Origin of the sequence: Micromonospora sp. CPCC 205554, assembly GCF_036902745.1 — a bacterium.
GTDB classification, from domain to species: domain Bacteria; phylum Actinomycetota; class Actinomycetes; order Mycobacteriales; family Micromonosporaceae; genus Micromonospora; species Micromonospora tulbaghiae.
The window spans coordinates 32,700-55,338 of the sequence record NZ_JBAKHP010000023.1; the positions used below are offsets into that span (position 1 = coordinate 32,700).

Below are 22,639 nucleotides of genomic sequence, written 5' to 3' on the forward strand. Positions count from 1 at the left end.
AGCCCTCTCCCTTCTCGTGATCGGCATGCCGTCGACGCGCTCGCCGTCCATTCCCTACGCAGCGATCGATGTCGCAGATCTCAATCAGCGGTCAAGACGTCGTAGAGCACCGGGGTGGCCAATCAGGCGAAGCCATCAACGGCAGAAAACTGGAAGCCATGCCCCGGTGCTTCCGGCTGCCCGGACAGTACGACAGCCCGGACGATCAACAAGGTAGGGAAAACTGACCACGTGGTTCCGGCTGAATCGGGACCACCTCCTGAAGCATCGGGAGGTGCTGAGCGTGGAGGACTGGGCGGAGATCCGGCGGCTGCGGCGGTCGGAGGGCATGGCGATCCAGGCCATCGCACGGCGGTTGAGGATGTCTCGCAACACCGTGAAGAAGGCCCTCGCTAGTGATGAGCCGCCGCGGTATCGGCGGGCGGCGAAGGGCTCGATCGTGGACGCGGTCGAGCCGCAGATCCGGGCGTTGTTGGCGGAGTTCCCTGACATGCCGACGACGGTGATCATGGAGCGGGTCGAGTGGACCCGCGGCAAGACGGTGTTCTGTGATCGGGTGCAGCAGTTGCGGCCGTTGTTCCGGCGCCCGGATCCGGCCCAGCGGACGGAGTATCTGCCGGGTGAGCTGGCGCAGTGTGATCTGTGGTTCCCGCCGGCGGACGTGTCGTTGGGCTTCGGGCAGGTCGGTCGACCGCCGGTGCTGGTGATGGTGTCGGGGTATTCGCGGTGGCTGTCAGCGGTGATGATCTCGTCGCGGCAGTCGCCGGACCTGTTGGGCGGGCACTGGACGCTGATCTCGGGGTGGGACCGGACGCCGAAGGCTCTGGTCTGGGACAACGAGTCCGCGGTCGGGCAGTGGCGGGCCGGTAGGCCGCAGCTGACGGAGGCGATGAACGCCTTCCGCGGGACCCTCGGCATCAAGGTGATCCAGTGCCGGCCGGCGGATCCGGAGGCCAAAGGCCTGGTCGAGCGGGCCAACGGCTATCTGGAGACCTCGTTCCTGCCCGGCCGCCGATTCGCCTCACCGGAGGACTTCAACGCCCAACTCACCGAGTGGTTGGTGCGGCCGAATAACCGCCAGCACCGAATGTTGGGCTGCCGACCCGTGGACCGCTGGGACGCCGACCGGGCCGCGATGCTGTCGCTGCCGCCGGTCGCGCCGGTGGTTGGCTGGCGGCAGACCACCCGGCTGCCCCGGGATCATTACGTCCGGTTGGACAGCAACGACTACTCGGTGCACCCGACGGCGGTGGGCCGACGGGTGGACATCGTCGCCGACGCCGACCAGGTGCAGGTGTTCTGCGAGGACCGCCTCGTCGCCCGGCATGACCGGTGCTGGGCCAAGCATCAGAGCATCACCGATCCCGCGGCGTCCTCCAGTGCTGCGCTCGTCGTGGCTGGAGCGGGTGCAGGTGACTAGTGCCGCATCAGGCAACGTTTGCCCTGGGTCTGCGACGATGGCGCCATGAACGAGGAAGTCATTCCCATTCTTCGCGTCGAGGACGCTGCGGCGGCGGTTGCTTGGTACGGGCGACTGGGCTTCGCCAAGCAGTGGGAACACCGCTTCGAACCGGGACTTCCCGCGTTCGTCGAGGTCGCCCGGGGCGGGGTGCGGTTGTTCTTGTCGGAGCACAAGGGAGATGCCCGCCCCGACACGTTGGTCTATGTCCGCGTTCGTGACGTCGAGGTCATCGCCGCCGAGTTCGATGTGCAGGCAAAGGACGCTCCGTGGGCGCGTGAGATTGAGCTGCGCGACCCTGACGGCAACCGGCTTCGGATCGGCACGCCGATGGAATGACACTCGCCGGCCAGCGCGGCGGGGAAGCTGTGCTGGTGGCTGAGCGAGTACGTGTCCGCGAGATCGATGACGACGAGGGGCAGCGGCTGCGGCGGATCATCCGCCGGGGCACCGGGTCGGTGGTGACGTGGCGGCGGGCGCAGATGGTGTTGCTGTCCGCGCAGGGCATGCCGGTGCCGAAGATCGCCGAGGTGACGTTCACCAGCGCGGATCGGGTCCGGGACGTGATCCACAATTTCAACGCCGACGGCTTCGACTCGCTCTACCCGAAGTACAAGGGCGGCCGGTCGAGAACGTTCACGCTGCCGGAGCGGCGTGAGATCAAGAAGATCACCAAGTCCAAGCCGGCCGAGCATGGCCTGCCGTTCTCGACCTGGAGCCTGGCCAAGCTGGCCGACTTCCTGGTCGCTGAGGGGGTGGTCGACGACATCAGCCACGAGGGCCTGCGGGTCCTGCTCCGCGAGGAGGGCGTGTCGTTTCAACGGGTGAAGACCTGGAAGACCTCCCGCGACCCGGACTACGCCGCCAAGAAGGCCCGCGTCGAGCACCTCTACGCCATCGCTGACGGCGAGGTCATACCCGAAGACGACGAGCCCGATGTCGTGTTCTGCCTGGACGAGTTCGGTCCCCTGAATCTTCAACCCCATCCCGGGCGGCAGTGGGCCGAACGCGGCGGACGACACAAGGACCCTGACCGGGAACCCCGGGCACGCCGGCGGGCGACCTACACCCGACCGCACGGGGTCAGGCACCAGTTCGCCGCCTACGACCTGGGCAAGGACCAGCTCTACGGCCATATCAAGCCGACGAAGACCCTCACCCGGTTCCTGGAGTTCTGCCGATACCTGCGCAGCCTGCACCCGCCGCAGACCCGGATCGCGATCGTGCTCGACAACTACTCCCCACACCTGAGCACGAAGAAAGACACCCGCGTCGGCGACTGGGCCGCAGCCAACAACGTCGAGTTCGCCTACACACCCACCAACAGCTCCTGGCTCAACCGCATCGAGGCCCAGTTCACCGCCCTGCGCATGGCAAGAGCGATGCCCCTAAGTCGGCGATCAAAGATATAAACCCCTCGGGCGGCAAGCAGAACTGCGTGCGATGCTCAATTGAGACAGACAAAATGCTGGGCGGTAAGCCCTACAAGCCGGCACCTCCAGGTGGCCCCTTCGACGCGGCAGAGATCACACAGTATTCGCGAAGCGTTTTTCTTCACCGTAAGAAACTCGGCGATATGACTAAGGCGATGCAGCGGTCCGGGCCGGGCGCACGAGGGATTGTCGTCGGACTTCGGGGGCCCGGTCGGCAAGGTCACGCTTTCAACGTGGTAAACCAGAAGGGTGTGGTAAGATTTCTCGACGGTCAGATTGGCGGGCCGGCCAACCTCGACGACGGCTTCATCTCCTTCCTATTCACGTACACGAGAAGGGGTGTTAGGTAGTGTTGTCCAAAGAGGGCGCCCGGAGGAGCGCAGAAGAATTCCTTGATGCTGAGGTGCGCCCGCGCTTTAGATACGGCATACTCGTTGTTGAGGACGGTGTTGAGGAGAGTGAAGACGCATGGATCTTCCCCTACGACGGTCAAGCTTACGTAGAACTGGGAGACTGGAGGCAGGGAATGGCAGGCAACTCTCCCATCGTGGTAGATAAACTTACAGGAGAGGCACGGTTCCTTAGCTGACGCGTGCGATGGTGCGGTCGGCCGTGGTGCTCACTATGAACCCGGTGAGCACCAATCTTTGTGGCCCGCGCTAATACTGCAGCGGCAGTGTTTGGGGTAGCCGCGTTGGCGGTAGTGGCAGGTTCGGGATTGGTGTCGGCGTCGTCGGCGCCTTCAATTCCATCTGCAAACCTGCTGCAGGTCTTCCTCGACGGTGACCTCTTCGGCGGGCCGAAAGCGTCAACGCCTTTGGCCGACGACGCCCACTCATGGCCGATGAGCGCGGACTGCGAAAGCATCGGCCGGCATATGAGTAGGAGTACGTGCAGTGCGATGTCTTCTCCACGAGGTGCCGTGGTGAACCGTGTGACTGCTGATCGGCTGATGCTCGTCAACGTGCTGGATCACTGGTTCTACCTGCAAGAGCCGACCTTCATCGACGTCGGGCAAATCTACTGGATCGATCAAGAGACCAACGAGTTGTGCGTAGATCGCGGTGGTGATCGTGTAACGCGGCATGGTCGCGCCCGGCACGCCGCTTGGATGGGCCGCTAGTCGAGACTGTCGCATGCCCAGGTCAGCTATCCGCAATCCGCGCGGCTCGCTCCGTGCTCGGTATCGCCATTGGCAAGGTCGTGGTACGGCGCGTTATGGGTTCAGGTCCTGAGACGGATGCTCAGCTGGGCGCCGAGCTGACGGAACCCCAGCGCGCGCGCCACTCGGCGTGAGGGCTCCGGTCGAGCCCGCCACTGCGGCAGGAGACCGCTGGCTATTCCGTCCGCAGCTGCTGCGCAGGCAACGGCACGCGCCAGTCCGCGGCCACGTTGATCCAGCTTCGTCAGCACGCCGATGTGGACCAGCAGCCCTGGCCAGCGTCGGTAGCCGGCGGCTGCGACGACGTGCTTCCCGCGGCGTACCACGAACGCGGGGGAGGTGATGTCGGCCAACCCGCATTCGTCGGCATCTTCCGCCGTCACCGATGCCAGGAGCGTGGCGAGTTCGTCGTGACCGGCGAGGACCACTTCCACGTCATCAGGTCCGGCTGGCTGTAGGTCCCCCTCGCCGAGGTACGCCAGGCTCGCCGGACCCAGCACCTCGTCGATTGGAAGGACGGCGCGCAGCCGGTCACTGTCAGTCAGTACCTCGACGGGCACGTCATGCAGCATCGTGCGTACCGTTGCGGCCTGGCTGCCTGTCGGCGCGGTGATGATGGCGGCGTCGCCCAACGCGACGATCCCAACCCAGCCGGGTGGGCAGAGCAGGGAGCTGGCCGAGACGGCTACCTCGACGCCGCCTTCCTCGTGGAAGGCCATCGGAACGCCAGCCATCTCGACCCAGGCCGCTCGAGCGCGAGTGAGCAACGGATCATAGGCCATAAACGCATCTTGACGTCTGGCTCAACGGTCGCGCCATCGAGTTCGCCGGGCCAGGCGTGGCGCGCTCTTTTGGCCGCAAGTCGAGCCCTCGTCGTGCACGTGCGCTGAGCCGGGCGTGCGCGCCCCGCCGATGTGAGGGTGGTTGATCATGACGTCTGTTCGACCCCGGCGATCGCAGAGTCAGTGGATTGTGGCGGTGAGGCGTTGCAGGGCGGCGTGAGCGGGTGGACCCCAGGTGGGTTTGCCGCCGGGGCGGCCGTGGACGCCGGCGTCGCCGATGAGGATGCCGCCGAGGGCGCGTGCCATCGCCCATCCCCGGGCGCGGCGCATGGTGGCGGTGTCCGCTGCGGGCTGGTAGGCCGCGTAGAAGTGGTCGGTGCTGCCCTCGGGTAGCAGGAGCCACACGGCGGCGAGGTCGTACGCCGGGTCGCCCGCGCAGAGGTCACCGAAGTCGATCACGCCGCAGATGGCGCCGCCGGCGGTCAGCACGTTGGCAGGGTGGAGGTCGGCGTGCAGCCATAGCGCCGGGCCTGTCCATTGAGGCGCGGTGACCGCGTCGTGCCAGATGGCTCGGACGGCGTCCGGGTCGTCGATCAGCCCTCGTTCGATGGCGGAGGTGAGCGCCTTGGCGAATCCGCCGGTTAAGTCGGCCAGTGGCCCGCCGCGGTCTCGGCCTGCGGGCGCGCCGCTGGGGGCGGGTTGGTGAAGAGCCGTCAGGAAAGTGGCTAAGGACGTGGCCGCATCGGCGGCTCGCGTGACAGGGGCGCGGTCGGCGGGCGTGCCCGGCACCCAGGTGGTGATGAGCCACGGCCGAGGGAACCGTTCAGACGGTTCGGCGAGTCGCTGCGGGACGGGGACCGGCAGCGGAAGACGCGGAGCGAGTGTGGGCAGCCAGGAGTATTCCTTGCGCAGCAGCGCGTCCGCGGATGCGGTCGCCCAGGGGAGCCGGACGGCCAGGTCGTCACCGAGCCGCCACAGTTGGTTGTCCCACCCACGCGCGCCCAGCCGGACCGGGCGATCGGCGAGGTCGGGGTGCTGGTCACGCACCAGATCCGCGACCAGCTCCGCGTTGATCTCGATCTCGGCGTGGCTCATGCGGAACAACAGTAGTTTCCGCAGCGCCGCCGGTTGACCCAGTAGGCCGATCGCCGTCAATGACTGCTCGCACTGGTTTGTGTCGAGGAGCCATGATTGGCTGCCTTCATGCCGAGCGACATCACGAGTGGCGTGCTCACACTCGCCGGGACCATCGTTGGCGGGTTGATCACCGTCGCCGGCACCTACGGGACCGTCAGTGCTCAGCGAAGCAGGTCCAGCAGGCGCGCCGCGATCAGGTCACCGATGCCCGGCGGCAGGCATGGGTGACGTATCTGACGAGACTCGATACTTTTCTCGATCACGCGAGGGAGTTGGTCGTCGCCATGGACGGCGACGATCAGGGAAACGCTATCAAGGATCTGCACGAGCGTTATGCCGACGAGTGGCTGGCGTTCATCGCTACCAACGCTGCCGTCCAGATAGCAGGCCCGAAGGTGGTGGCCGAACGGGCTGATGCGCTGAAGATCGCGGTCGGCAACTGGAGTGACGCGGTCGACGCCCGGTATCAACGAGGGAAGTGGGGGCGCGGACGCGAGGATGCGTGGGAGGCAGTCACAAGAGCTCGAAGCGCCTTTGTCGAAGCCACACAGAGCGACTACGGCCCCTGAGCCGATGGCAGCCAGCGTAAGTGGTCAAGCAAGGTGGCGTGGCAGTGATAGGGCCAGGGCCGCAGACACGACGCCCGAAATGCTCGCTGACGCCGATCGGGCGAGGACTTGACCTGCGGTGACGCGGTCGAGCGGTGCGGCGCGACCTCCCAGAGAAGACTGGTGAGGTCAGTGTTGGCTGCTCACAGCCTGCCCACTGCCGGCTTGTCGTCCTGGGCCCGCCGAATCCAGTCCCAGGGGCGATCCTGCATCGGCGTGCGGGGCTGAATCTGCCACGGCGGAGCTGGTAGAGATTCCCGCAGTTGAGACTCGAATCCCACCGACAGCCATCTGACCAGGGCTTCCTGAGCGGTGACCATCTCGGCAGGGCTCAAGTGGTCAGTCGAGGCCGCATTGGTCGGTGCTCGGACGGACGTCGACCTCGCGCGTGGCCGGGCCAGGGCGATCGCTGGCCCGGCTACGGCTACCGGTCGTGTCCCTGTCCCGTCAGTCCCACCAGAAGGTCCAGCAGTTGAGGCCCATGATTGCGTCGGCGTACGTGCGGAAGGTGTTGGTGTGGCTCTGCCAAATGTTGTCCGGGCAGAAGGCGAAGTGTTCGGCGGCCACCTGCAGGGCTAAATCGGGGGTGACGGGTGGCGCGGCGATGCTCAAGTGCAGGGTGTCGAAGCTCAGGCCGACGACTGTGGCCCCGAAGCGATGCTGCCAATCGCGGGTGACGGTGGCGAAGCGGGCGGTGTCGTTGTCGTGGTTGAGCGGCCCGGTCCAGCCGATCTGCGTTAACGCGCGTGCGCCGTCGGTCGCGGGAACCAGTGCGAGACGGGCCTGGCCGGTGGAGAGCACGTCGGCGTACTGGTCGGCGAAGTGTTCTACCGGGCCTTGCCGATCCGGGGCGGGTGTGAGCCCGGGCCATCGTGCACCGACCGGATCGAGGTGGCCAAGGTGGGTGGCTTCTTGGTCGGGGTCGTCGTCGGTGGTTTCCTGCCACCATTCGGCGAGGACCACGCCGCTGTCGTGCTGCTCGATCGCGGTGATGCTGTCGTATTCGACGTCGATGCCGAACGGTTCGTCGTCGCCCTCGACGTGCAGCGCGAGCAGCGGCCACAGTCCGGTTCGGTGATGCCGGGCCCGCCACCGGGACCACTCGCCCGCGGCGGCGGGGTGAGAGGAGAGCCAGTACACCGGCGTGGCGCCGTTGTATGGCTTCATCAACCGCCCCTCAGGGAGGTCCGGCGGTAGCGCTTCGTGCCACGTCATGGCCGACACCATAAGCGCCGACCATGACAAAGTGCCCGGCGACTCCGGACCGAAGGCAGCTGCCATCGGTCGGCGCGCAAAGCCCGAGATTAGGGGAGCAGGATGGGAGCAGGCGGGTGCACAGAACGGCGTCGAACAGCACCTAGCGGCATCGAACGACGCCCAACTGCACCCAGCCCGACCTGCAAGTTCTCGTTTTTGCAGGTCAGAGCCGGTGCAGCGTCCTGTTTCACACGGAATGTCTCGGGCTTGAACCGGATCGAACCGCCGCCATGGGATGCCGTCGCACATCGCCGAGGCCGGTCCCGGCAGCTCATCGGTGGGAGATCCGCTGTGAGAGACACGGACGAATCGACGAACAGGCGTCCAGCGTGCTTGCACGTATCGCGCCGGCGGCTGATCGGGTGCGAGCCCTCGTCGACGGCGGCGACGTCGACGCAGGTCTGATGATGGTTCGCTGGTTCGACGACCCAGACGGCGGCTACAACGCGATGGGCTGGCGGCTGAGCTGTGAGCAGATCCAACTGCTCGCACGGATGGGCGCAAGCGTCGAATCGGATGAGTACGCAGGAGACTCCACAGCCCATTCGAGCCGATGACCGTCCTCATCTGCCGCTAGCCGCATGCCGATCAGCATCCGCTCGTCCCGACGATCGGAGCTGATGGCTCGGCTGCTTTCAGTCCTTGAGTGGATCCCAGTGGTTGCTGTAGCGCAGCAGTGATTGGGCCAGGTCGGGGTGAGCGGCCGCCCACACGGTGTCGAAAAGGTACCACTGCTGGTACCCGAATGACTGGCCACAGTGCATGGTGACTTGGGCGAGATGTTCGTCGACCTTGATGCGCGATGCGTCGGGGCGTCGGCCGTCGACGTATCGGGGCGTTGTGAGAAGCTCCATGGCTTCGCCGTGGGCGGCGTCGTGCTCCTTGGGCAGGTTGGGCCAGGGGTCGGCGTTGAGGTTGAAGCCGGGCCATCTGTTACACCGGTCCAGCGCCGGCCTGATGGCGTCTTCTTCGGGCGCGACGAGCGCTCGCAGGACCAGCAACTCGGGTGGCCATGCTGCACCGCTGTCGGGGTCCGCGGTCCGGAGGTGTCCGGCCAGTTCCCGCAACCCGACCCCCGGGAATACCAGCGGCTGGGAGCAGGCGAGGCTTTCACCGTCGTAGAACGTGAGGAACACCGCGTACGTGCTGGCCTCACCGGTACTGGCGGGCGTAACGACTGTCACCGGCACATCGGCGACGAACGACGTCAACTCACCTCCCGCACCAGGCAACGGCCACGACTGGAACAGGTATGCCAATCGGTCGGGGGCGGCCGCGACCACCTCGTCATCGAGGAAGAAATAGGCCAGTTCCACCTCGTCGTCATCGGTCCGTACCCGAACGCTGTGGTCGTCGAGGCGGATGAAGTCCTCGTCACCCTCGACGTACAAGTGCTCATGCAGGAGCTCGCACAGCTCGCTGGTCGTTGCCGGCCGAGACAGGCCGTGCTTCCGTGCCGCCTCGAAGATCGAATCGAGGCCGTAGACGCCACCGCCCAGCTCGTTCTCGACCCAGGACTCCGGATCGTCGCAGGTCCAGCCTCGCCGGAACCAATTCAGCACGGTCTCGTCCTGCAGCCGCCGGACCCGCTTGCTCAACTGGCCCTCGTAGTGGGAGCGATACACGAAATGCACGGCATGACGGTACTGCAGCCGGTCACGCAGATGTAGATGGCCGGAGCCACTCTTCTGCCGCTGGGCGAGCGCGGAGTGGCAGCTCAGTCGAACCAGTTGAAGAGCAGGTCACCGAGCCGACCCGGTTGGTAGTAGGCAACATCCTGGCGTTCTTCTTCGGTAAGTAGATGCAGGTGTCGGTCCTCAAGCGGCTGATTCAGCTCCGCCGTGGTGGCGAGCCGCAGCGCTGCGCGGCGGTAGATCTCCTCGCCGGGGACGTCAATGAACACCGCGTTGACGATGTGGGGATATTGTCGTTCGGCTCCAGCGACCAGGAATGCCGCAGCGTTGAAGAGGATGCTCATGGGCCTGCCATCACGAAGTCGCACACCGACCCTGTAGTGGTTTCGGCCGGTCATCGGCTCCTCAACCGAGGTTGTGACCACACCGCCGACTGCCCTGGTGCTGGCGTACACCATGGCCAGCCAGGTGGCACTGGCCGCCTGATCGGGGTGCGGTTTGGTCACTCCCGCCTGGAGCAGTTGGGTGATTTCCACGCAGGGATCATCCGGCATCGCGGCGTCGACTGCGCATCTCAGAAACGTACGCCCCCACGGTGTGTTGAGACCAGCTTTCGTGCACGCATCTAGCCGCCGACCGGGCGCAATGTTCGGTCGCGCCTGCCGTATGTGTGATGGCGTGCAGCTGGCCGGGCATTCGTTAGGTGCCGAACCCGCCGCATAGGTAGTACAGGCTCGTGGCCAGCTGCGGTTAGCGAGGTGGTTCAGGGTGCGGCTGGACGGCGGGATCGCGGAAGATGAGACAGCATTGGCGAGGCCGCCGGTCGGGGCATCGGATCTTGGTCGACTACTGTCTTACCTGGAGCCCCGCCCTCATCGTTCTCCGGGCTCGCCGCACCCACCCTGAGCTGCAAGTCAGCGTGGAAGAGGCTCATGAACAGACGACGACCGTGTCGACGAAGCGACCAGACACGGTTGGGCAGTGACTGTCCAGCGTGGGCCGGCGCGATACCGCGGCGGAACCCGCAGGGCGGGGCGCGCGCCGGTGCAGCCGCCAACCGATGCTGGACGGCCGCAGTCGACGGGACGGCGTTTAGTTCGCGGGAAGCAACCGACCTGTCTCCGTGCCCTGGGCGTCGAGGAGCACCAGGGTTCGACCGTCGAGACCTGCTCGTCTGGCCGTCACGAGCCATCCTCCGATCGACACACTGTCGGCGCAAAACATCAGTGTGGTTCCTCTTGCGGTCGTGAGTAGTGTGCCGCTGGCAGCGGTGATCCACCGACCGCTCTCGTCGTTGCAGCCGTCGGATCCGCGCCATTCACCGTCGGCCGTGAACTTCACGTATGCGGCCTTGTGTCCCGTCAGGGGTATCCAGCGACCCGCCAGCCGGTGTCGGTCCACCGGAACTAGCTTCGCCGGTAGGGCGACCGCTGGTGTCAGGGCCCGGCGGGCCTCGTCGGTGATGACCGGCGGTTCCAGTACGTTGTCGGCCTTGTCGGGCTCGGGGTCGGTGTGGCCCCGGGGATCAGCCGGGCGACCGGTTGCGCTCGTGCGTCCAGGAGAACGGGTAGCCCTACGCCGTCGAACTGGTAGGCGGTGACGCGGCGCAGCCATTCGGGGGTTTCTTGACTGGCCTTCGCGCAGCCGGGGATGCCTTCGACCGCGGTGGTGGTAGCCGTGAAGATGTCCGCGAGGAAGGCGCCGTCGCTGCTGGCCCGCCAGGATCCGCCCAGAGTGCCGCAGCGGCTGCCGACCAGGTCCAGATCACGGTCAGCGAGACGCAGGATCGTGCCCGCGCCGGGGTCGGCAACGTCGGCGATCGTCCAAGAACCGATCAGTGACGCCGGCGTCAACGGCGCCACAGGCCCGCTAGTTCCCGAGATCGGCTGCGGATTCGCGCGCTCCGGGTGGCTCTGCCTACTACATCCGGTGAGCAGCACGCCCATCACGACCAGCGTCGCGAGGTAACCCTGTCGTACCACCTCGGCTCCTCCGGTCGGGCTCTGGCCAGGCTCTGGGTCCCGTGTAGCGAGCTACCGAACCGCCTACTCCTCTTTAACGGCCGGGAGAGACATCGGGTGCGCCCGGAGTGCGCGAAAGCCCGATGCGCCAGCGGCGACGCGAGGACTTAGGTCTACTGCTGTGGCGGCTGCGGCCAGCACGACACCTAGTCGTCGTTCGGCAGGTACCAGCCGTGTTCGCGGTGCCTGGTGGTTGCCTCCGGGTTGTCGCGCTCGTAGGCCTCGTTGGCCCGTCGCCTCATCTCTTCGTCGTAGCGGTGCAGCTCGTTGTAAAGGTTCGACGCCTCGCCGACATTGTCGCTGGACACGTAGCGCTGTCGTAACGCCTCCCGCTCGTCTTCGAGTTCCGCGTCGGACAGCGGGCGGAGGCTACCCAAGCCGCGTGCGATGGAGCCGAAGATGCCCATGCGCGGATGCTGTCTCCACAGAACCCGGGGCGGTTCAACCCCGGTTGGCCCGACCGGTCGGCGTTGGGAGGCCCGTACCCGCCGCAACCCGAGCTCGAATAGCCGTCTCGACCTGACCTGGCATGACTGCATCGTGCATCCCACTGGTTCGCGACGCCAAACACCCGAGGCGGTGAAGAAGGCGAAGGCGTCGCGCTCCGTCACGATGATCCACTGCACCACCGTGCGCGTGAGCGGTTTGGAAGACCTCGTTGAGCCGATCGAGTTCGCCCAGGGTCGGTTCTCGCCGCAGCCCGACTTCGATCTTGAAGTCGCCGTCCACGATCGCCACGTCGAGGCAGTCGAGCAGGTCCGCGGGGAGCCTGGTGATGACGAACTCGCGGAACGCGTCGGCGACCGTGGCCGTCATGTCGCCGCACCCGCAGGTCCCGCCATCGAGGACCGCACCGAGGTAGAAGGTACAGGGCGGGAACTCCGGCGCTTCGTTCGTCGCAACCCAGGTCTCACCGATGTGCACCAGGCTGGCCCCGGCCCCGTGGCGCCACTCTCGCACGCGTACGAAGAGGACAGGTGGCGGGTGGCTGTAGGTTTAGACTGGTGGGCCGCTGGAGGATTCGCTCGCTCTCCTTTGCTATTCCTTGATGACGAGGTCGACGGGCTCCACCCTGCTATTTGAGATGGCGGTTGGGCCGGAATGTGCGGGCTCGACGACCGAAGACCTGCCCCGCAGACTCGCACCGATGCGCCCGTCGGCCTGCTGGTGGCCCCATCGAGGCTAGGTACGTGATTCGATCATGTGTTAGCGTCCGGCGTGCCGACTTCCAGACGGTGTGCCACCTAAGATCCGTCGCTTGGCCTTGGAGACCGGGATGACGTGGTGCCCTTCCTCGACCTGCTGCACCGTCGGGCGAGCGTCATAGGGCACCGTTTTGGATGGATTGGCAGACAGGAAGCCTGGCCTGGGTCGAGTTCCGTTGGCGCGGGGCAACTGTCCCTGGTTGTAGATCGAGGTGAGGGTGACATGCTGACACGGGTGATCGACCTTCAACCCGCCTGCGTCTCCACGCCGCTCTGCGGACGTAGCGGACGTCCTCGCCACGCTGTGCTGCCACCTGGCCCCTGCCGAGTGGCGGTCGGTGACTCCGGTCGTCGGCTCGACAGCCACGTGGAGCGATGACGGACGCCGCCGAAATGGACGCCACCACCGACCGTGACACCAGCGGTCTCGAGGACAGCCTGGCTCGTATCTGGGGCGACGTGCTCGGCGCTGGCCCGGTGGAGCGCGACGTCGACTTCATCGCGCTCGGCGGCAATTCGTTGCATGCGGCTCGTGTCACCGCCCGAGTACGTGCGCTTCTGGCCGCCGAGGTGACGGTGCGCGAGCTTTTCGAGTCCGGCACCGTCCGGTCTCTGGCCGAAAGGATCGCCGAGCGGCGTGCGTCCCGCAACTGCCGGGGAATACCACCGCTCGACGCCTTCCGGTCGTCTTCCGCGACCGATTCGAGCACCATGCCCTCACCCCAGCAGCGCCGACTGTGGTTCCTCGACCACCTGCACCCAGGCGCAGGTGTGGCGTACAACGTGCCCGCGGTCAGCCGCGTCCGTGGGCCGCTCGATCTGGCGGCGCTTCGCGCTGCGATCGACGATCTGGTGCGACGGCACTCTCAATTGCGGACCAGGTTCTTCCTCGAGCGCGACCGGCTGACAGCAGAGGCGACGGATGCCACCGTCGCAGTCGATCTGGTCGACGTGAGCGGACACGACGACCCGGTCGTTGAGGCGCACCGTCAGGTCGGGGCGCTGGCGATGCAACGCTTCGACCTCGGGTCGGCCCCGTTGCTACGCTGCGCCGTGTGGCGGCTCTCTGCCGACGACCATCTGGTGGCGCTCGTCTTCCATCACCTCGTCGCGGACGGCTGGACGGTGGACCTGGTGGACCGGGACCTCGCCATCGCTTACGCGGCCCGCACCAAGGGCCGGACCGCCCAGTTGCCCGACCTCGAACTCGATTACGCCGACTTCGCGCGCTGGCAGCATCACCTGGCAAGCTCCCCGCAGCTCACGGAAAGTCTGGACTACTGGCGTCGACAGCTCGCGGGCGTCAACCCCGTCCTCGAACTACCGACCGACCGACCGCGGCCGGCGATCCGTGCCCACTCGGGTCGGCGGCTGACCGTCCGGACGACCCCTGAGCTGGCTTCGACCGTCCGTGACCTGGCCTCTGGCACCGGCACCACCTGCTATGCCGTGTTCCTCGCCGCCCTCGCCGCCCACCTGCGGCGACTCACCGGCCGTAGGGATCTACTCGTCGCCACGCCCACCGCCGGAAGGCCGGACCCGCGGCTGGAGGACGTAGTGGGCTTTTTCGCCAACACCCTGCTGGTACGCCTCCGCCCCGGCGCGGGGACCTTCCGGGACCTGGTGTCGCGAACCCACGCGACCGTCCTCGACGGCCTCGACCGGCAGTACGTCCCCTTCGAGCAACTGGTCCGCGAGTTCGCCCCGCCGGGAGATCTCTCCCGCTCACCGCTGGCCCAGGTCGCCCTCGCCTACCAGGGGCCACGCCGCGAACGGGCGGAACTGGCTGGGGCTACGGTGGAGCCGGTCGAGGTGGACAACGGCACCGCGAAATTCGACCTCACGATCGAGGTGCACGAGGTCAGCCAGGGCTTCGAGCTGACCGCGGAGTATGACGTCGAGCTGTTCGGGCCCGAGCGCGCCGAGGCCATACTGGACGAGTTGCTCGCCCTGCTGGCCACGGCCGTCGCCCGGCCGGACATCGCCCTGGCGCAGCTCGTGGGCGACCGGCCCGCACCTCGACCTGCTCGTTCCGTCGACGACGGCCGCTGTCTGCACGAGCTCTTCGAGACGGTCGCCGCGCGAAGCCCTGAGTCGGTCGCCGTGGTGGACGGTGCCCGGCGCCTCACCTACCGCGAGCTGGATCGGGCCGCGAACCGCTTCGCCCACCGGCTGCGTCGCGCGGGTGTGGGACGAGAGCAGCTCGTGGCGCTGTGCGCGGAACGCTCGGTGGACCTGATCGTGGGGGTCCTGGCGATCCTCAAGGCCGGCGCCGGATACCTGCCGCTCGACCCCCGGCATCCTGCCGCGCGGCACCGGCTCACCCTGGACGACGCCGGCTGTGCCGTCCTCCTTGGCGACGCGGGGGCGTGCGACCCCCTCCGCGATGCCGTTCGGACCTTCCTCGACCTCGGCGATTCACGGGAGCACGAACCCGAGGAGGCTCCGCACACCGGCGTCCGCCCGCACGATGTCGCCTACGTCATCTACACCTCCGGCTCCACCGGCCGGCCCAAGGGGGTGGTGATTACTCACGGCAACGTCACCCGGCTTTTCTCTGCCACCGAGCGGGACTTCTCCTTCGGACCTGACGATGTCTGGACCCTTTTCCACTCCATCGCCTTTGACTTCTCGGTCTGGGAACTGTGGGGAGCGCTGCTGTACGGCGGGCGCCTCGTGGTGGTGTCCCACGAAGTAAGCCGTGACCCGACCGCGATGCTGGATCTCGTCCGTGGCGAGGGCGTCACGGTGATGAACCAGACGCCCACCGCCTTCCGCCAGCTCGCCGCCACAGCCGAGGACAGCGGTTACCCGAGCGTGAATCTGCGGCACATCATCTTCGGCGGTGAGGCGCTGGACCCGGCGAGCCTGCGGGGCTGGGTCGATGCGTACGGCACCGGCCGGCCCCATCTGATCAACATGTACGGCATCACCGAGACCACTGTGCACGTCACCATCCGGCCGATCGAGGAGACCGACCTCGACGGGGCGGTCAGCCCGATCGGCAGGCCGATCCCAGACTTGCGGGTCCACGTGCTCGACGAGCACATGCGCGAGGTGCCGGTCGGCGTCGAGGGCGAGATGTACGTCGGCGGGCCGGGCGTGGCCCGGGGCTACCTCAACCGCCCCGACCTGACCGCGGCACGCTTCGTCCCGGACCCCTTCGGCGCGCCCGGGGACAGGCTGTACCGCTCTGGTGATCTGGCGGTACGCGTCCCGGATGGCAGCCTCGAATACCGGGGACGAATCGACCAGCAGGTCAAACTGCACGGCTTCCGGATCGAGCTGGGCGAGATCGAGCGTGCCCTGCTCGACCAGCCCGGCGTTCGCACCGCCGCCTGCCTGCTGCGGGAGGACTGCCCCGGGCTGCCCCGCATCGTCGGCTACCTCGTCTCCCAGCCAGGGTGGTCGCTCGACACCGCCGCGATCCGCGCAGGGCTCGGGCAGCTCCTGCCCGCCCACATGGTGCCGGCCGTATTCGTGGAGTTGCCCGCCCTGCCGGTCACTGGCAACGGGAAATTGGACCGGAGGGCCCTTCCGGCCCCGGGCGCTGGGAGCAACAGCACGACGGTGGCCGCCGCGCCGCAGACACCGCAGGAGCATCGGCTGGCCAGGCTGTGGTCGGAAGCGCTGGGCGTCCCCCGGCCGGGCCGCGATGACAACTTCTTCGCGTTGGGTGGCGACTCCATCGTGGCCGTCCGGGTGGGCGCACTGGCACGCGCGGCCGGCCTGCCGGTCACCGTCGAGCAGATCTTTCTGCACCCCACGATCGCCGAACTCGCGACAGCCTGTCTGCAGGCCGTGGCGGCCGCCCCGCCACCGGCCACCGAACTCCCACTCCCCGCGGCGAACAGTCCTGCGGCGACCAGCCCCGCGCAGCACCTGCCGGCGGACGTCACGGATGCTTACCCCCTGGCCGCGATGCAGCTGGCCATCCTCTTCGAATGCGAGCTGGCCGAGTCGCCCGGCCTGTACCACGACCTGCTCAGCGTGCGGGTCAGCGGCCCGTTCGACCCGGCGGCCCTCGACGAGGCGCTCACGGCCGTCGCCGCACGTCACGACGTGCTGCGCACCTCGATCGACCTGGGGCGGTACCAGGAGCCGCTGCAACTGGTGCACCGTGCCCCACGGATCCCGGTGTCGGTGGAGTCGGTGGACAGTGAACTGGCGGACCCCGATGAGACGCCGGCCGAGGCGGTGCTGCGCGACTGGTGGCGACGCGAGCTGGCCGCCCCTTTCGACCTCACCGAGCCGCCGCTGCTCCGCTGCCACGTGCTGCGCCGCTCCGAGCGGCGCTTCCAGCTCTCCCTGTCGGTACACCACAGCTTGATCGACGGGTGGAGCTTCGCCCGGCTGATGACCGAGGTGCTGATCGAGTACGACCGGCTCCTCGGCGGGGTGGTCGATGAGGCCGTCCCTCCGCCGGTGTCGCGATACCGCGACTTCGTCGCAGCGGAGCAGGCGGCCGCGGCCGACCCGGCGGCGGAGCGCTTCTGGCGGGGGTACATGCGGGCCCACCCGGCGCCGGAACTGCCGGCTGCGCACGGGAGCCCATCGGCCCGCCGGGAACCGGTGGCCTTCCGCGGCCGGCTGGGCAGCGATCTCGACGCAGGCCTGCGTCGAGTCGCGGCCGCGGCCGGGCTGCCTGTGAAAAGTGTGTTCCTCGCCGCCCATCTCTGGGCGCTGGCGCGGCTCACCGGCCGTGCCGACGTGGTCACCGGCCTCCAGGTCAACGGCCGGCTCGAGGAGCCGGGGGCCGACCGCTCGCTTGGCCTGTTCCTGAACATCACCCCGTTGGGTCTGCATGTCGACGGCACGTGGGAGGAGCTCGCGCGGGCGGCTTTCGAGGCGGAACGTCTGGGGCAGCCCTACCGCCGTTTCCCGCTGGCCCAGATGCGTCAGCTGGCTGGGCGCAGCCCCTTCGAGGTGGTGTTCAACTACACCGACTTCCACGTCCTGCACGATCTCGACGCGCTCAAGCACGTCAGCACGGGGGACTGGTGGTCCGCCGACCGGCACAGCTTTCCGCTGATGGTCGAGGTAGTTCGGGAGCCGGACAGAGCCGGGCCGGAGATCGTCGTCAGCGCCGGCCTGGACAGCCCGCACGGCCCCACGGGGGCTGCGCTCGGAGGGCTGGTCGTGCAGGCGCTCGAGCGGATCGCGGCCGAGCCCGCCAGCGGCTGCCGGTACGTTTCCTGACCGCCTTCTCAGTGGCTTCTCCGGTCCTCGGGCGGGTTCGGCGATCTGGTCGGCCACATCGCCGGTTAGGCTGGATCACACCTTGGCATGCTCGATCGACCGGGTGAGATCGGTGAGGATGTCCCGCCCGGCCTCCCACAGGAAGAAGTGCCCGCCCGGTGCCAGGTTCACCCGGAACTCCCCGGTGGTGATCTCCCGCCAACGCTCGATGTCCGACGCGTCCAGGTCGGCGTCGTCCCGTCCCGCCCACGCGGTGATCGGGCAGGACAGGCGAGTGCGGTGCCGGTATCGGTAGGTGAAGACGGCAGTCAGGTCCGCTCGGGCGACGGGCAGGACGAGTTCGCGCAGCTCCTCGTCGGCCAGCACCCCGACGTGTGTGCCGCCGAGGTCGTAGAGCTCCTGCAGCAGCGCCTGGTCTGAGAGGCCACGGGGGTCGCTGCCTTGGACGGCCCGTACCTGCGGAGCGAGGCTGCCCGAGGCGACCAGCAGGTCCGCCCCACAGCCGTCGTTCTGCAGACGGTGAGCGACCTCGGCCGCGACGAGGGCGCCCATGCTGTGCCCGAAGAGCGCTAATGGCCGGCCGTCGCGGATCGCACGGACGGCGTCGGTGATTCGGTCGGCAAGGCGGTCGAGGCACGGCAACGGTTCCTCGTCCAGTAGGTTCTCCCGACCCGGGTACTGCACCCGTAGCACCTCCGCGCCGGCACCGGCGATCGACTGCCACCTCGCGAAGGCAGACGCCCCACCACCGGCGTGCGGAAAGGTGAGCAGCCGCAACCCGGCCGTGGGGAGCGGCCTGCCGACCAGCCAGTCACTCACGTTTGGCCACCCTCGCCCTGCCCCGCCTGTCGACCCTCGATGAAGGCGGCGAAGTCCGTGAGCACCGAGTTCCGCAGCAGGCCGCGCAGGGGGATGTCGGCGTCGAGGAGGTGACGGAGCCGGGCCACCGTACGCGTGGCCAGGAGGGAGTTGCCCCCGGCCTGGAAGAAGTCCTCGGTGGCGCTGACCCGGTCGAGGCCGAGCACCTCGCACCACACCCGGGCAACCTCCATTTCCACGATGGTTGCCGGGGCGACGAATCCGGCGGCGGCGGTGGTGGGGGCGACCGGCTCTGGGAGTGCCGCTCGGTCGACCTTGCCGTTGCCGGTCATCGGAACCCGGTCGATGACGACGACATGGTCCGGAACCATGTAGGGCGGCAGCCGCTCGGCGAGATACGTCCGCAGCTTTCCGACGTCGGGATCAGTGACCGGCAATGGGACCATGTAAACGTTCAACGTCGAGTTCTCCCCGCTGCCGCGGGTTGCCGCGATGGCCGTGTGCACGTCCGGATGCTCGGCGAGTACGGCCTCGATCTCGCCGAGCTCGATACGGAAGCCGCGGACCTTCACCTGGTTGTCTCTGCGGCCGAGGAACTCGATGGTGCCGTCCGCCCAGAACCGTGCCCGGTCGCCGGTGTCGTACATACGGGCGTCCGATCGGCCGACGAACGGGTCGGGAACGAACTTCTTGGCGGTCAGCAGCGGGTCGCCGTGGTATCCAACGGCCAGGCAGTTGCCCCCGATGAACAGGTTGCCCGGCATGCCGACCGACACCGGACGACGCTGGTCGTCGAGAATGTAGTACCGGGCGTTCCAGATAGGACGGCCGTAGGGAATGCTCGTCCAGTTCGGCTTCACCTCGCCCACTCGATGAAAGTTCGACCAGATCGCGGCCTCCGTCGCCCCGCCTAGAGCCACAACTTCGGCCCCCGGGAACGCTCCTCGGATCGTGTCCGGCAGGCTGAGCGGAACCCAGTCACCACTGAGGAAAACCAGTCGCAGCCGTGATGTGGCCACCGGCTCGCGCAGGGGAAGCAACTGCTCCACCTGTTGCAGCATGGCCGGCGCGCTGTCCCAGAAGGTGATGTCCTCGTGGTCGAGGATCGACAGCAGGCGGGCCGGCTCGGCAAGTTCGTCCTCGGACGCGACCCGGATGCTTCCACCGGCGGCCAGGATGCCGAAGATGTCGTAGACGGACAGGTCGAAGCTCAACGAGGTGACGAACAACAGCCGGTCCCGCGGGCCGACCTCGAACGTCTCGTTGACCCACCGGATCACGTTCACCACCGGCGCGTGCGTCATCACGACGCCCTTGGGCGTGCCGGTCGAGCCGGAGGTGAAGATGACGTAGGCGAGGTCCCCGTCACCGGCCAGGGCCTGTGGCCGGCCGTCACCAGCGTCGGCACGCGCGACGGTGAGCCAGGAATCCGTGGCAGTCACTCCGGCGTCGTTCTCGCCGACCAACAGAACGTGCCGCAGGTGAGGCAGCTCCGGACGCAGGGCGAGCACGGAGCCGAGTCGACCCGGCGTGGTCAGCACGACCCGGGCCCGGACGGCGTCGAGTATGGCCGCAACGCGGGCTGGCGGCAACGACACCTCGACCGGCACGTACGCCGCGCCGGCCTTGAGCACGCCCAGCAGCGCGGCCACGGCATCGGCGCCGCGGTGCAGGTGCACACCGACGTACGTGCCGGGGCCGCACCCGTGTTGCTGGAGCGTGGCCGCGATCGCGTCGGCGGCAGCGTCGAGTTCCGCGTAGCTGACCGTCCGGCCCTGTTCCACCACGGCCGGCGCAGTGGGCGTCGCACGCGCTCGCCGTTCGACGAGCTCGTGGATGGTCGCACGGTCCTCGGTGGGCACGTCTGTGGCGTTCCAGTCGAACAGGACACGCCGGCGGTCCTCCTCAGGCATCCCGCACAGCGAGGCCACGGGCGCGTCCGGGTCGGCGGTGGCCAGAGCCACCAGCGTGTGGCGCAGATGGCCGGCGAGGCTCGCGCCGACATCCCCAACCAGCCGGTCCCGGTCGTAGCCGAGGGTCAGCGCGGGTTCCGCGCCCATTCGCAGGAGCACCTCGATCCGGTCGGGGTGGGCGGCGCCGGGTTGCTCCGTGCAGTCCGTCACGGCGAGGACCCGCACCAGCGCGGATCCGTCGTCCGCCGCAGGCACGGCGACGTCCGCTGCGGCCCGCAGGGCTTGGTCGAAGGCGCCCACCATCGCCGCGACCGTGGCCACCTCTTTGGCGTCCACGGCGATCCGGCGGCCATACTGCGCTCCGGGAGTGTCGGTGACGAACAGATCGACGGGCTCGCCGGGGGAGGTGTACTGGCTCAGCACCAGCGTCCAAGCCGCCGCCGCGAAGGCGGTGACCTCGGCGTCCAGCCGCTCGGCCGCGGCCAGCACGGCGTCGCGTTCCGCGGTGGCGAGCGGCCACCCTCGGGTGGTCGGCGCAGGCGCCCGTGTAGCGGACCGCTCGACGCAGAGCCTTCGGTCTGCCGCCGCGAGCCGTCCCGCCGACGCCGACCGATCCTCGAATTCCATGGTTCTATTCCCGTCACTCGACCGTGCGCCGTCGGCGGCCCACCGATCGGCCCCGTCAGCTACTCCTGATGATGTGCCGTGCACGCGTCACCTCCCTCCGGTGGCCACGGACCCCGACGGTCCGGTCGTCGCGACCGGACCGTCCGGTGCCGGCTCCAGGGGCGTGGTGTTCACCCGACGCACCCCGGGCACCAGAACCGTGCCAGCGCAGCCGGCGAAGACCAGCAATCCGGCGGCGAGCAGCGGAGCTGGCTCGCCCCACATTCCGGCGGCCAGCGGGGCCAGGGCGTAGCCGAGCGGCGTCGCGCCGAGCGAGACCAGCCAGTCGTATGAGGTCACCCGGGCGAGAACCTCCGGCGGGAACTGTGCCTGCACGACCGTCTGCCAGACCGGATTGAGGTATCCCAGGGCGGCCATCCCCACGCCGTAGGTGAGGATCACCAGGACGGCGGGCGCGGCGACGGCGAGCAGCACCAGCGGCACCGCGTAGCTGGCGAGCCCGAGGTTGGCCAGCAGCACGGGGCGCCGAGTGGTCACCCGCGCGGCGACGAGCGACCCCACCAGCATGCCGATCGCTCCGGCCTGGAGCATGGCAACCCACACACCTTCCCCGCCGAGTCGCTCCACGGCGACCGCCGGACCGATGGTCATCAGGACCGCCGCCGCACCGTTCCACACGCCGTGGGCGATCAGGCTGCTCCAGAACCAGTCGCGGCTGCGAACCTCGCGCCAGCCGTGCAGCAGGTCCGCGCCGACCGACCGCTTCGGCAGTGGGACGTGCGGCACCCGTACCGCAACCAGCATCAGGCCGCTGACCGCGAACGTCGCCGCGTCGAAGATGAACGCCCAGCCGGGGCCGGCCGACCAGATCAGGAACCCGGCCAGCGCGGGACCGACCAGCCGGCTGGTGTTGGCCGTGATGCCCATCAGTGCATTGGCCTGCTGCCGTTGGGCCGCCTCGACGGTGTTGGCGACCAATGGGGAGGCGGTGGGCATGGCGAACGCGCCGGCAGCCCCGACCACGACCGCGGCGATCGCGATGACGCTTAGCGAGGCATCGCCGAGCAGCTCGATCCCGACCAGGAGCTGCGCCCCGCACCGGACTACGTCGGCCGCGATGGCGACCCGCCGGGCGTCCGTCCGGTCGGCCAGCACACCGCCGAGCGGCATCAGCACCAGACGGGGCACCATCACGCAGGCCAGCACCAACGCGAGCGCCGAGGTGGATCCGGTGGCGCGCAGCACCGCGAGGGCCAGCGCGGTGGGTATGACCGCGTCGCCGACCGCCGACACCGTGCGGCCGAGGAACAGCAGCCGAAAGGATCGGGTACGCAGGGGATGGGCCACGAAGAACTCCTCGGGCGGTAGGGGTTGGAATCTCGG

Annotated in this window: 20 protein-coding genes and 1 pseudogene; 10 read left to right on the top strand and 11 right to left on the bottom strand. The window is 68.1% G+C overall.

Annotated features, from left to right (window positions below):
• Positions 1-274 precede the first annotated feature (274 nt).
• From istA to V6U82_RS23765, 6 genes and pseudogenes are all read left to right on the top strand, one after another.
• Positions 275-1,366 (top strand): annotated as a pseudogene (istA, locus tag V6U82_RS23745) (IS21 family transposase); the annotation flags it as partial.
• Positions 1,367-1,465: 99 nt separating this feature from the next.
• Complete coding sequence (locus tag V6U82_RS23750) at positions 1,466-1,798, top strand: glyoxalase superfamily protein (RefSeq protein ID WP_120569145.1); 333 nt, start codon at positions 1,466-1,468, stop codon at positions 1,796-1,798.
• Between the two features lie 35 nt (positions 1,799-1,833).
• On the top strand, positions 1,834-2,871 hold the full coding sequence (locus tag V6U82_RS23755; protein WP_334464662.1) for an IS630 family transposase: 1,038 nt from the start codon (positions 1,834-1,836) through the stop codon (positions 2,869-2,871).
• A gap of 26 nt (positions 2,872-2,897) precedes the next feature.
• The gene (locus tag V6U82_RS31610) at positions 2,898-3,242 is read left to right on the top strand and encodes a toxin glutamine deamidase domain-containing protein (RefSeq protein WP_442933462.1); all 345 of its coding nucleotides are present in this window, start codon (positions 2,898-2,900) and stop codon (positions 3,240-3,242) included.
• A complete protein-coding gene (locus V6U82_RS23760) occupies positions 3,242-3,481 on the top strand; it encodes a YrhB domain-containing protein (protein WP_334464664.1) in 240 nt (79 codons plus the stop codon). Before V6U82_RS31610 ends, V6U82_RS23760 begins: the two co-directional genes overlap by 1 nt.
• A 336-nt stretch (positions 3,482-3,817) precedes the next feature.
• A complete protein-coding gene (locus V6U82_RS23765) occupies positions 3,818-4,015 on the top strand; it encodes a hypothetical protein (RefSeq protein ID WP_334464666.1) in 198 nt (65 codons plus the stop codon).
• A 101-nt stretch (positions 4,016-4,116) separates the two neighbouring features.
• Here V6U82_RS23765 and V6U82_RS23770 read toward each other — a convergent pair whose 3' ends face one another.
• Entirely contained in the window at positions 4,117-4,836 is a 720-nt protein-coding gene (locus tag V6U82_RS23770) for a GNAT family N-acetyltransferase (RefSeq protein ID WP_334464668.1), read from the bottom strand.
• A 180-nt stretch (positions 4,837-5,016) separates the two neighbouring features.
• Positions 5,017-5,931 carry an aminoglycoside phosphotransferase family protein gene (locus tag V6U82_RS23775; RefSeq protein ID WP_334464670.1) on the bottom strand — a complete coding sequence of 305 codons (915 nt, stop codon included), beginning with the start codon at positions 5,929-5,931 and terminating at the stop codon, positions 5,017-5,019.
• 266 nt (positions 5,932-6,197) lie between these two features.
• Between V6U82_RS23775 and V6U82_RS23780 the strand changes: the two genes are divergently transcribed.
• Entirely contained in the window at positions 6,198-6,542 is a 345-nt protein-coding gene (locus V6U82_RS23780; protein WP_334464672.1) for a hypothetical protein, read from the top strand.
• 486 nt (positions 6,543-7,028) lie between these two features.
• Here V6U82_RS23780 and V6U82_RS23785 read toward each other — a convergent pair whose 3' ends face one another.
• Positions 7,029-7,796, bottom strand: coding sequence for a DUF4253 domain-containing protein (locus tag V6U82_RS23785; RefSeq protein ID WP_334464673.1), 768 nt, complete (start codon positions 7,794-7,796; stop codon positions 7,029-7,031).
• Between the two features lie 224 nt (positions 7,797-8,020).
• Between V6U82_RS23785 and V6U82_RS23790 the strand changes: the two genes are divergently transcribed.
• Positions 8,021-8,395, top strand: a complete 375-nt coding sequence (locus tag V6U82_RS23790; protein ID WP_334464737.1) for a DUF4279 domain-containing protein — start codon at positions 8,021-8,023, stop codon at positions 8,393-8,395.
• A 78-nt stretch (positions 8,396-8,473) separates the two neighbouring features.
• On the opposite strand, the gene V6U82_RS23795 is transcribed toward V6U82_RS23790, so the two are convergent.
• From V6U82_RS23795 to V6U82_RS23810, 5 genes are all read right to left on the bottom strand, one after another.
• On the bottom strand, positions 8,474-9,472 hold the full coding sequence (locus V6U82_RS23795; RefSeq protein WP_334464675.1) for a hypothetical protein: 999 nt from the start codon (positions 9,470-9,472) through the stop codon (positions 8,474-8,476).
• An 83-nt stretch (positions 9,473-9,555) separates the two neighbouring features.
• Positions 9,556-10,008, bottom strand: coding sequence for a hypothetical protein (locus tag V6U82_RS23800; protein WP_334464677.1), 453 nt, complete (start codon positions 10,006-10,008; stop codon positions 9,556-9,558).
• Between the two features lie 556 nt (positions 10,009-10,564).
• Positions 10,565-10,873 carry an META domain-containing protein gene (locus V6U82_RS31615; RefSeq protein ID WP_442933463.1) on the bottom strand — a complete coding sequence of 103 codons (309 nt, stop codon included), beginning with the start codon at positions 10,871-10,873 and terminating at the stop codon, positions 10,565-10,567.
• 35 nt (positions 10,874-10,908) lie between these two features.
• On the bottom strand, positions 10,909-11,454 hold the full coding sequence (locus tag V6U82_RS23805) for a hypothetical protein (RefSeq protein WP_334464679.1): 546 nt from the start codon (positions 11,452-11,454) through the stop codon (positions 10,909-10,911).
• Positions 11,455-11,639: 185 nt separating this feature from the next.
• The gene (locus V6U82_RS23810; RefSeq protein ID WP_071096096.1) at positions 11,640-11,900 is read right to left on the bottom strand and encodes a hypothetical protein; all 261 of its coding nucleotides are present in this window, start codon (positions 11,898-11,900) and stop codon (positions 11,640-11,642) included.
• A 172-nt stretch (positions 11,901-12,072) separates the two neighbouring features.
• On the opposite strand from V6U82_RS23810, the gene V6U82_RS23815 reads away from it, so the two are divergent.
• Both V6U82_RS23815 and V6U82_RS23820 read left to right on the top strand, forming a co-directional pair.
• Positions 12,073-12,576: a hypothetical protein gene (locus tag V6U82_RS23815; protein WP_334464682.1), complete on the top strand. Its 504-nt coding sequence runs from the start codon at positions 12,073-12,075 to the stop codon at positions 12,574-12,576.
• A gap of 497 nt (positions 12,577-13,073) precedes the next feature.
• On the top strand, positions 13,074-17,897 hold the full coding sequence (locus V6U82_RS23820; protein ID WP_334464684.1) for an amino acid adenylation domain-containing protein: 4,824 nt from the start codon (positions 13,074-13,076) through the stop codon (positions 17,895-17,897).
• 75 nt (positions 17,898-17,972) lie between these two features.
• On the opposite strand, the gene V6U82_RS23825 is transcribed toward V6U82_RS23820, so the two are convergent.
• The 3 genes from V6U82_RS23825 to V6U82_RS23835 form a co-directional block, all read right to left on the bottom strand.
• Positions 17,973-18,716 carry a thioesterase II family protein gene (locus V6U82_RS23825; RefSeq protein ID WP_135240885.1) on the bottom strand — a complete coding sequence of 248 codons (744 nt, stop codon included), beginning with the start codon at positions 18,714-18,716 and terminating at the stop codon, positions 17,973-17,975.
• A complete protein-coding gene (locus V6U82_RS23830; RefSeq protein WP_334464687.1) occupies positions 18,713-21,118 on the bottom strand; it encodes a non-ribosomal peptide synthetase in 2,406 nt (801 codons plus the stop codon). Before V6U82_RS23830 ends, V6U82_RS23825 begins: the two co-directional genes overlap by 4 nt.
• 225 nt (positions 21,119-21,343) lie before the next feature.
• Positions 21,344-22,603 carry an MFS transporter gene (locus V6U82_RS23835; RefSeq protein ID WP_135240883.1) on the bottom strand — a complete coding sequence of 420 codons (1,260 nt, stop codon included), beginning with the start codon at positions 22,601-22,603 and terminating at the stop codon, positions 21,344-21,346.
• Positions 22,604-22,639 lie beyond the last annotated feature (36 nt).

Coding starts and splice junctions, on each gene's coding strand:
- V6U82_RS23785 (WP_334464673.1), bottom strand. CDS start 7,796: ATGACGTGGCACGAAGCGCTACCGCCGGACCTCCCTGAGGGGCGGTTG.
- V6U82_RS23770 (WP_334464668.1), bottom strand. CDS start 4,836: ATGGCCTATGATCCGTTGCTCACTCGCGCTCGAGCGGCCTGGGTCGAG.
- V6U82_RS23775 (WP_334464670.1), bottom strand. CDS start 5,931: ATGAGCCACGCCGAGATCGAGATCAACGCGGAGCTGGTCGCGGATCTG.
- V6U82_RS23750 (WP_120569145.1), top strand. CDS start 1,466: ATGAACGAGGAAGTCATTCCCATTCTTCGCGTCGAGGACGCTGCGGCG.
- V6U82_RS23810 (WP_071096096.1), bottom strand. CDS start 11,900: ATGGGCATCTTCGGCTCCATCGCACGCGGCTTGGGTAGCCTCCGCCCG.
- V6U82_RS23820 (WP_334464684.1), top strand. CDS start 13,074: ATGACGGACGCCGCCGAAATGGACGCCACCACCGACCGTGACACCAGC.